This window comes from Mesorhizobium sp. WSM3862 (assembly GCF_002294985.1).
Lineage (GTDB): Bacteria > Pseudomonadota > Alphaproteobacteria > Rhizobiales > Rhizobiaceae > Mesorhizobium.
Genome location: NZ_NSGE01000021.1, coordinates 1 through 8,820, shown reverse-complemented (window position 1 = coordinate 8,820; position 8,820 = coordinate 1). Strand labels below are relative to the sequence as shown.

At 58.6% G+C, this 8,820-nt stretch carries 2 protein-coding genes and 5 pseudogenes; 6 read left to right on the top strand and 1 reads right to left on the bottom strand.

The features are described from left to right. Both CK224_RS32215 and CK224_RS32210 read left to right on the top strand, forming a co-directional pair. Positions 1-168: pseudogene (locus CK224_RS32215) on the top strand (IS630 family transposase); the annotation flags it as partial. Between the two features lie 199 nt (positions 169-367). After that, a pseudogene (locus CK224_RS32210) lies at positions 368-709 on the top strand (IS110 family transposase); the annotation flags it as partial. Positions 710-1,227: 518 nt separating this feature from the next. On the opposite strand, the gene CK224_RS30435 reads toward CK224_RS32210, so the two are convergent. Continuing rightward, positions 1,228-3,057 carry a CocE/NonD family hydrolase gene (locus CK224_RS30435; RefSeq protein WP_095784351.1) on the bottom strand — a complete coding sequence of 610 codons (1,830 nt, stop codon included), beginning with the start codon at positions 3,055-3,057 and terminating at the stop codon, positions 1,228-1,230. Between the two features lie 610 nt (positions 3,058-3,667). On the opposite strand from CK224_RS30435, the pseudogene CK224_RS30430 reads away from it, so the two are divergent. From CK224_RS30430 to CK224_RS30410, 4 genes and pseudogenes are all read left to right on the top strand, one after another. After that, positions 3,668-4,767, top strand: a pseudogene (locus tag CK224_RS30430) (IS4 family transposase). A 346-nt stretch (positions 4,768-5,113) separates the two neighbouring features. Continuing rightward, a pseudogene (locus tag CK224_RS30425) lies at positions 5,114-6,093 on the top strand (IS110 family transposase); the annotation flags it as partial. 676 nt (positions 6,094-6,769) lie between these two features. Then, positions 6,770-8,383, top strand: coding sequence for a gamma-glutamyltransferase (gene ggt / locus CK224_RS30420; protein ID WP_095784350.1), 1,614 nt, complete (start codon positions 6,770-6,772; stop codon positions 8,381-8,383). 230 nt (positions 8,384-8,613) lie between these two features. Continuing rightward, positions 8,614-8,820: pseudogene (locus CK224_RS30410) on the top strand (IS110 family transposase); the annotation flags it as partial.

Genomic DNA, 8,820 nt, shown 5'->3' with positions numbered 1-8,820 from the left:
GATCTCAACCCGATCGAAATGGCCTTCGCCAAGCTCAAGGCGCATCTGCGCGCAAAGGCCATCAGAACCATCGACGCTCTGTGGCAGGCCATCGGCGATATCTGCAATCTGTTCTCCCTAACAGAATGCAGAAACTACTTCACTGCCGCAGGCTATGGACTCACATGAAAATCCGCCGCTCTAGCTAATGCGCTGCACGGAGGGGGAGAGCTCTAGATGCCATAATGGGCCGGCGCTCCTCGCATACGTAGGAAGGTGGCTGTCCCTCAGAGTGATGACGTTGAACGGGGTTCGATTTCCAACCCTCAAGCGAGGGACTCCCATGGATAGTTGTGCAGGAATTGATGTGTCGCTGACCTGAGCAGCGTTGGCGTGGTGGATCCGTAGGCAAGCAGTGCGAGAGACGAAGGTGGCGAGCGCGCATGAGGCACTGTTGCAGCATTTTGCCGATCTGGGATTGCCGGTCATCCGTGTCGGCCTTTAGGCGGGCCCACGGTCGCAATGGTTGCGCGAGGGTCTGGGCGACGCCGGTTTTGAGATGGTGTTGCTGGAGACACGGCTGAAGGCGGGCACTGTCGGCGATGCCGGTGAAGACGGATCGCAAAAATGGCCGCGGGCGTTGCTGCGTATGGGCTGGAACCGTCCTGTACGCGCCAAGTCTTCAGATGCCCTTGAGGGGCAGGCACTGCTGGTCGGCCGGAAGCTGCTGTGTTGTTGATCCGGAAGACCAGTTGAATGACTTTGCAGATTCAGCAGATAGAAGGGTTCTTGGCAGTGGCTGCCCGATTGCATTTTCCAGGCAGTGGATCAGTTGGGGATTTCACAGCCGACGTTGACTCGGCTGATCAAAAGCTTGGAGCATAAGATCGGCCGCTCCGTTTTCCATCGGAATACCCCTGTGGCGCCCCCGCGCGCGACGAGCGGGCAGGCGCGTGGAAGCCAATACACTCATGACGTGGCCCGCGAGAGCGGTGCTGTCCCAAGGGGGGCAGCTGTTCTCCCACTCCAGTGCCTCGAACGCACCACGAATGAACATTTTGCTCACGCACGAGCACAAAAACGATGATTGAGGAGATTGGAATGAATTTGCCGACGAGCTTGCGCATGCGCACACGCGCCAGGTCGAGGAAAATTTCATCAGTTTCATGCGTGAGTATTTATGAGGCGAGCGTTCCGTCCGGCGGCCGCCACAGCGAATGCATCCGCCTCCCCTTGCATCCGCTCTCTCTATCTCAATGTCAGCGGAAGCTTGAGCGCGGATGCGGTCGCGCCACCGAACGCGACTTCCAATAATGGCGGCCTGCCATGCGGAATCTGTCCGCAATGGTCGACATCAGCTCCCGCGATCGAAAGACGGATGCGGCTGGCTACGTTGAACTCCCAAGCAACTGGCAACAGAGGGATCCGGATTCTTTCAAGTTGGCCTGGAACCATCGGCTTTGCGTCGATCCGCGAGAAAGTGCGAAACGGCCATGTCGTGCGATAGGTATCCGGGGCCGGCGTCTCCTTGCGGTGAAGAGCGCGAAGCAACCCTTCGGTAACATAGCGCTCTGTACCATCGGCTTCGATTTCCGACAGATAGACGAAGAGAGCCGTGTCCGGCTCCCCGGACGACAGCCATAAATCGGCGAGTGCATGCCCGACAATCTCAGCGGGTTGTTCCAGCGGCGCGGAGGTATAGCTCAGCATCCGGGACGTTCGGCCCTGCCAATCGGCGTAGTTGTTCCTGCTGTCGACTGCGGCGATGCCCTCGTAGCGCGTGCCGACGCCGGTTCCGCTCGAAAAATCAACCTTGTACCGGTCAGCCCCGTAATCCGGACGCGTCTCCGATAGCAGGCCTTGCGGCGCAAAGAAATACGTTGTCCTCGTCTCGATGGGGGGCCAGGAGGCCGCGGCGCGCCATTCCTGTGCGTGCATCGAAAAGTAATGAATGGGCACCTCATCGCCCAAGCCCGTGTTCAGCTCCATCAAATAGGTGTCGAAGAAGCGCAACACCACGCTCAGCAAAGGGAAGTCAGGCTTCTCCGCCACCCTCCACGGAGAGACGTCTATGTTGGCTCCGTGATCCCACGGTCCGAGCAGAAGGTGGCGGGGATTCTCCTTCAACGTCAGAAAGCGCGAAATCGCGCCATTCATGTAGCCGGCCCCGTCCTGCCATCCGGAGACAGAGAGAACGGCGACTTCAGGACGGACCCCACGGGAAACCGAATAGGGACTAAACGAGGCCGAGCTGAAACTGCCGTCATAGGGAAGCCCTTCCTCGCGGAACGTGAACTCCGCCATGAAATCAACCTGCCGGAAATTTCCGAGATGCTCGTCAATCGCCTCTCGAAGAAGTGAACCGTCCACATCCTCATCGACAGGTTGCGGCCCGTCGTATTCGTCGTTGTTGAACGTCGGGAACTGCTTGAGGATATCACGGCGATCATGGTCCAGCGCGATCATGAGATCATCGTATATCTTTGTCAGCGATTTGAGCTGGATTCCGCCGGGGAAGTAATTATCCGAGTAGGTGTCCCAAACGGAAAAGAGCGGCGCAATCGCCTTCACTGCAGGATGCCCGGTGCTAGCCATAAAGTCGGCGGACGCACCTAGATAAGACACGCCGGTGGAGCCGATGCGGCCGTTCGACCAAGGCTGAGCGACGATCCAGTCGGCGATCTCACGAGTGTCTTCGCGCTCCTTCGGCGAGCGGAAGCTGTCACGGGTACCGAAGCTTGCGCCGGTACCGCGCACGTCGACGACGACGACGGCATAGCCCCTAGGAACGAAGAGATTGCAGAACCTGACGCTGTTGTTCGGTTCGGCTGAACTGCCCGGCCGCAACTTGAAACGGCGATAATACGGCGTGAACAGGACAATGGTTGGAAAGGTCGTCTGACCTTCTGAGGCGACCAGTTGGCGGGGAAGATAGACGTCAATGGCCAATCGGCAGCCGTCACGCATCACAACATATTGTGACCGCGGCACGCTCACATCGAAAGCTACGCTGCGTTGGCCCAGATATTCGCTCGGAGAAACGTCCCACGCTCCCGAGAATTCGACGCGACTGTCCATGCCTAACTGGTTTCCCCGTGTGTTCGATATGAATGTGCGGCTCCAGCAGTGCAGGAGATCTGGGTACAGATCTACCGCCACTAGAAACGACATCGTTGATTGACGACGGCAAGCCGAGGCTCGTATCCGGAGTCAATGTGGAAATGAGCAGCATCCGCGTATAGAGATGTTCCGGCGCCGCGAGATCGCCACGAAAAAGCATAAGCCGAAAAAGCATAAGCCTTTGAGTGAATATGTCAGCATCGCCTGCCCCTTCAGAAATTCTAATCGTGCGGGATTCCAGCGGCGGAACGCCCGAGTCCCAACTTTGCCGTTCAGTGTCTGCTTTGTGATAATAGCAAATAAAGGGCCACATTTTCTGTGAATTTGTTCCGTCGGCGCAGGAAACCGGCGATTTTGGCCCCGTCCGCGCCTCTGCTCGACAACCTCCTTTATGGTGATTAACGGAATCGGGCGGACACATGAAGCCCGTCGGGTCACCCTGTCCCCACAGCGGCAGGGCTGTCCGGGGAAAGTCCGTGGTGAATCGAAATGCCGCATGTGCATGCCCCGTAAGACGGGGATTTTCCGTCTACCTTCTGGTTGTCGAGACTCAGAAAGGGAACGGAGCATGCGCTTTACGCAGCATTCTTGGCAGCTGGTTGAACCGATAAATCGTCGCCGCTTCCAGACGATTGTGGATAGCCATGACGGGGATGCCTATGCCAATCGTTCAAGAGCTGGGACCATCTGATGACGCTGATCTATGCTCAGCTCAGCGGCGCGGCGAGCCTTCGCAGCCTGCAAGCTGGCTGGAACGCCAATGGCCAGCACCATTATCACCTGGGCAGCGGCCTGTTGCGGCGCTCGACCTTGTCGGACGCGAACCGGCGCCGCCCTGTTGCCGTCTTCGCCGAGACGCGCCCTGCTCGCCGGCCAACTCGACCGGCAGATGCGTCGCGAAGGCAGTGCCATGTTGCGGCTGATCGATTCCACGCCCATCCCGCTCGGCAAGCTTTGCGACTGGGGCAAGTCGAACGGCCGCATCCGCGACATGAAGCTGCATGTCGTCTACGATCCAGATAGCGACTGTACGCGCGTCCTCGACATCACCGATGCCAACGTCAACGACGCCCAGATCGGCCGCACGATCACCATCGAGACCGGCGCCACCTACGTGTTCGACAAGGGCTATTGCCATTACGGCTGGTGGACGGCGATCACTGCGGCGCAAGCCTTCCTCGTCACCCGGCCCAAGACCAACATGGGGCTCAAGCTGGTGTGTGATCGTGCCCTCGCAGCCATGCACGGCGAGGGCTTCACCGTGCTTGAGGATGCCGAGGTGAGCTTTGCCAGCAAAGGCGATTCCAAACTGCCGATCCGCTTGCGCCGCATCATCGTGAAGCGAAACGAAGGCCCTCTACAAGGGCCGCTGGCAGATCGAACTTCTGTTCCGCTGGATCAAGCAGCATCTGAAGATCCGCCGTTTCCTCGGCAACAACGACAACGCCATCCGCCTGCAGCTCTTCGCCGCCATGATCGCCATGCGCTGTTGCGCATAGCCGCGCGCGTGCACCGCGTCGCTCTGCCGATCTGCACTTCACCGACCTGGTGACACGATGCCTGTTCGAGCGTCGCCACATCGCCGCCATCGAACGACCCCGGCCTGTCAATCCAAGCCAAAGGAAGCCCCGTTCATCCCCAGATCAGATGAGCCTCGCCTATGCCTAAATTTCCCCGGACAGCCCTGCGACAGGGGAAAGACTGCAGCCTCAGCAGGCGGGGCAAGGTGGTGGGTTCGACGGGTGTCATTTGCGAGTCGTGCAAGCGGTCCCTCGATATGGGCAGTGATCAACCTCGAGCCAGAGCGCGGCGGCCGCGTCGTGGAAGTGCGAGTGGTCGACGCGACCGTCACGAACCAGGGCGCGCCAGGCGCTAGAGCGTGGAGCGTTTCCTATCTTTGAGAGAATAGTAGGATTCGATAGAAGGTCGTTTGTGATTATGGGATGGCCCCCCCCTCCTCTCTGGGTGCGATCCGTTTGGATTGCGCTGTTTGGAACGAGAGAGGAACGGACTGATGTCGATATTTGTGCCTGGAATTGATCTCGGCAAGACGTGTGCAGCCTCGTCGGGCTGGCTGAGACTGGCGCTGTTGTTCTGCGCCGTCGCTTTCGTCGTGACAGCGTTGCGGCCTTCGTCGGGAAGATGACGCCTTGCATTTTGGCGATGGAAGCATGCTGCGGCGCGCACCATCTTGACCGGGTGCTCGGCGCCATGGGTCACAATCCGGTTGATGTCGCCGGAATTTGTTCGGCCCTATGTGAAGGCGAACAAGAACGACGACCGCGACGCCGAGGCGATCGCGGAGGCGGCGACGCGGCCGACGATGCGCTTTGTGCCGGTAAGAGCGAGGCGCAGTCGGATGTCCAAGCGTTGCATCGGGCGCGTCGCGTCTGGTGGCGGAGCGCACCGCGCTGCTCAATTATCTGCGCGCGCTTTTACTTGAGCGCGGAATGGTTGGGGCGCAGGGGAGGCGCAAGCTGGAAGATGCGCTTTCAGTCTTCGCCGATGAGGACGATCCCCGTCTGGCGCCGCGCTTGGGGGTTCTGATCGAAGACTTACGCGCTGAGTGGCGCAGCCTTGATGAGCGGATTGCCGCCTTTGATGCCGAGTTCGTGCACATGGTGCTCGAGGACGAGGCGGCACGTCGCCTTTCGACGATCCCTGGCATCGGGGTGATCAACGCCACCGCACTGACGGCTGCGGTCGGCGACGCGGAGCTTCGGGCGCGGCCGTGACCTTGCCGCTTGGCTGAGCCCACGCCCCGGCAGGCGACCACCCGGGGGCAAGCCGAGATTGCTCAGCATATCCAAGCGCGGCAACCGCTATCTGCGAGCGAACCTGATCCACGGCGCTCGCGTGGTGCTGCCGCGCATCATCGCCCAGGAGACGCCGCTGGGCCGATGGGCACGAAGCCTGTCAGCGCGGGCGGACAAGGAGGTCGTCGTCGTGGCGCTGGCGGCCAGGCTCGCTCGCATCATCTGGGCGGTGCTGCGGAAAAGAGCGCGGCTTCGATCCGGCAATCGCGGCGCCATTGGAATGCGACGGTCATCGGCCACTGTGCCGATGGTCGCGCTGACGAGGCGACGGAATTCTGCCTTTCAGCTTACAAATGGCGCAGTTCCTGCAATTGAGGGCGAAATTTGCAAGAATCCTGCGCAGACTCGGGTGTGTAATGGGCCGCTGCCGCTTCTCGCGTCGGGTGCAGAAAGGGCGATTGCAAAGACATTTTTGAGGACGCGAATACTTCCTCCAAGGAACAGGTCAACGCCAACATCGGATCTGAACTGTTCAAGCTTGACATGGATTTTGTTCGCCCCCAGCGCAAGTTTACTTATGGCCACAATGAAAGGTATATTCCACGTGGTGAGGGTTCCTGACAGCCTAGCTGGCGGAGGTCGTCAGAGTCGAGCGCGTGGTTTGGGACCATATCGCCGGCCAGCAGACTGCGGAACTGCCCTCACGCCAGATCCGAGGTTAGGCGTTCCGGATCCCGATCTGGGCACTGGTCTTTCCCGATCCACTCCATCCGGCGCAGGGCTGTGCATTTCATATGTGTTGCCCCAAGCAATATTGGTTTCGATCAGAGCCGCCAGGTGGCTCTGACGAGTTCGTCGAATGTCACCTATTCGGCAACACGAGACCGTCGTCAATACAATCGGAGAAGATTTTCATGAAGAAGCGCGACGCAATGATCGTGGCCCCTGAGCCTGAGGCTGTCGAGGTCGGAACCGAAATACTGAAAGCTGGTGGGAACGCTGTTGATGCGGCGATCGCTTGTGCTTTGGTTCAAGGAGTCGTCGATCCGATGATGTGCGGTATTGCCGGGTTTGGCAGTATGGGTGTTTATGCACCGTTCAAAGGACGTCATCAGTATATTGACTTCCACGCGCCTGCCCCGCTCGTCGCGCGTGAGAACATGTGGGAAGATTTGATAGAAGGCGAAGCCAGAGATGGCTTTGGATTCATCCTGAAAGGGCGAGTCAATGACCTTGGATATCAATCGATCTGCGTACCATCCTCCTTGCGTGGCTATGAGGTTGCTCACTCTCAATACGGAGTCCTACCTTGGGTGGAAATCCTGGCACCGGCGATCGACTGGGCAAAAAAGGGCTGGACGGTCCGACCGGGTGTCTACGGATTTTGGTCAGACGGCGGCCAGATGGGGCGCGTCGCAAACCCTGAGCGGCTCAGATACACTGAATCGGGTCGCGCAATTTATTGCCACGAGGATGGAAGCCCGAAGATTATTGGTGACCTCGTTACCAATTCTGACCTTGCCAACACCCTTGAGTTGATCGCTCGCAAAGGCGCTGACGTGTTCTACAAAGGGGAAATCGCCGATCAGATCGCGGATGACATGAAGGCGAATGGCGGGCTGATCTCGAGGAAAGATTTGGCCACCTACGTTCCCACAGTCAGCGATCCGCTCTGGGGTGAATACAGGGGCTTTCGTGTGGCAACAAATCACCCTCCTGGCGGTGGCATCATGTTGCTTCAGATGCTGAACATCCTCGAGAACTTTGATCTCAAAGACGTCGGCCATAACACCGAGGAGTATGTCAGAATCGTTTGTGAGGCGATGAAGTATGCCACAATCGACAAGGACGGGTTTGTTGGTGATGCGAAGTTTGTCGACGTTCCAGTCGGTCGTCTCATCTCCAAAGGTTACGCAAGGGAACTTGCTGAAAAGATTTCCGGCGGTGCTAAGGCTAACGTCCCCCGATTCAACTCCGGATTTCCGAGCAAGGACACGACGCACATCAGCGTTGTTGACCGAGATGGCAGCTGCGTCACGATGACCCATTCGCTGGGTATGCCCTCAGGCGTGATTACGAATGGGCTGGGATTTATGTACAACGGTTGCATGGGCGTGTTCGATCCCCGTCCGGGACGCGCAGGTTCGATTGCGCCGGGCAAAGCGCGGTTCAGCTCGATGTGTCCTTCAATTGTCTTCAAGGGCGACGAACCGTATGTCGTAGTCGGAGCACCTGGCGCTACCCAAATTGCAATGGGAGTCCTTCAAGCTATTCTGAACGTTCTTGACTTCGACATGTCTATGAGCGAGGCAGTTTCCAGTCCTCGCTTTTCAGCAACAAGTAATGCGATTGACGTCACCAACCGGATACCCCGTCGCATCAGTCAGGCCCTTGAGCAAAAGGGCTACGAAGTTGTCCGTAGCCCTCTGAGCTTTGGGATTGCGTGCGTCCACGGCATACGGATTCTCGATGGTTTGGTTGACGGCGGAGCTGATCCCGCTGCTGATGGAATGGCGATGAGGGCCTGAAGAGCCTGTTTGGAACTCTACTCTGGCGGTCATCTGCCGGCGTTTTCTGCGCTTCCGGTGCTACGGACCTGAACGTCCGCTCCGCTCCGGTTCTCGAAAAACACCGCCATCTGACCCGCCATAGCGAGTTTCGAAACAGATGGGGTGATTGGGGTCTTTGGCGGCTGCTCCTGTCGAAATGTGAAAACGTGGTCGATGTGAGTCGCCACAAACATTTGGAAGGAGCAGCCATGAAGTACTTTGCCGGACTGGACGTGTCTTTGGAAGAGACCTCTATTTGCATTGTCGACGAGACTGGCCGGATCGTGAAGGAGGCAAAGCGTTGAGCGATCCGCAGGCATTGTGTGACGCGCTGAAGGGGACCGGCTTGCCGCTTGAGCGGATCGGCCTGGAAGCGTGCTCGCTGACGGCCTGGCTTCACGACGGATTGCGCGCCG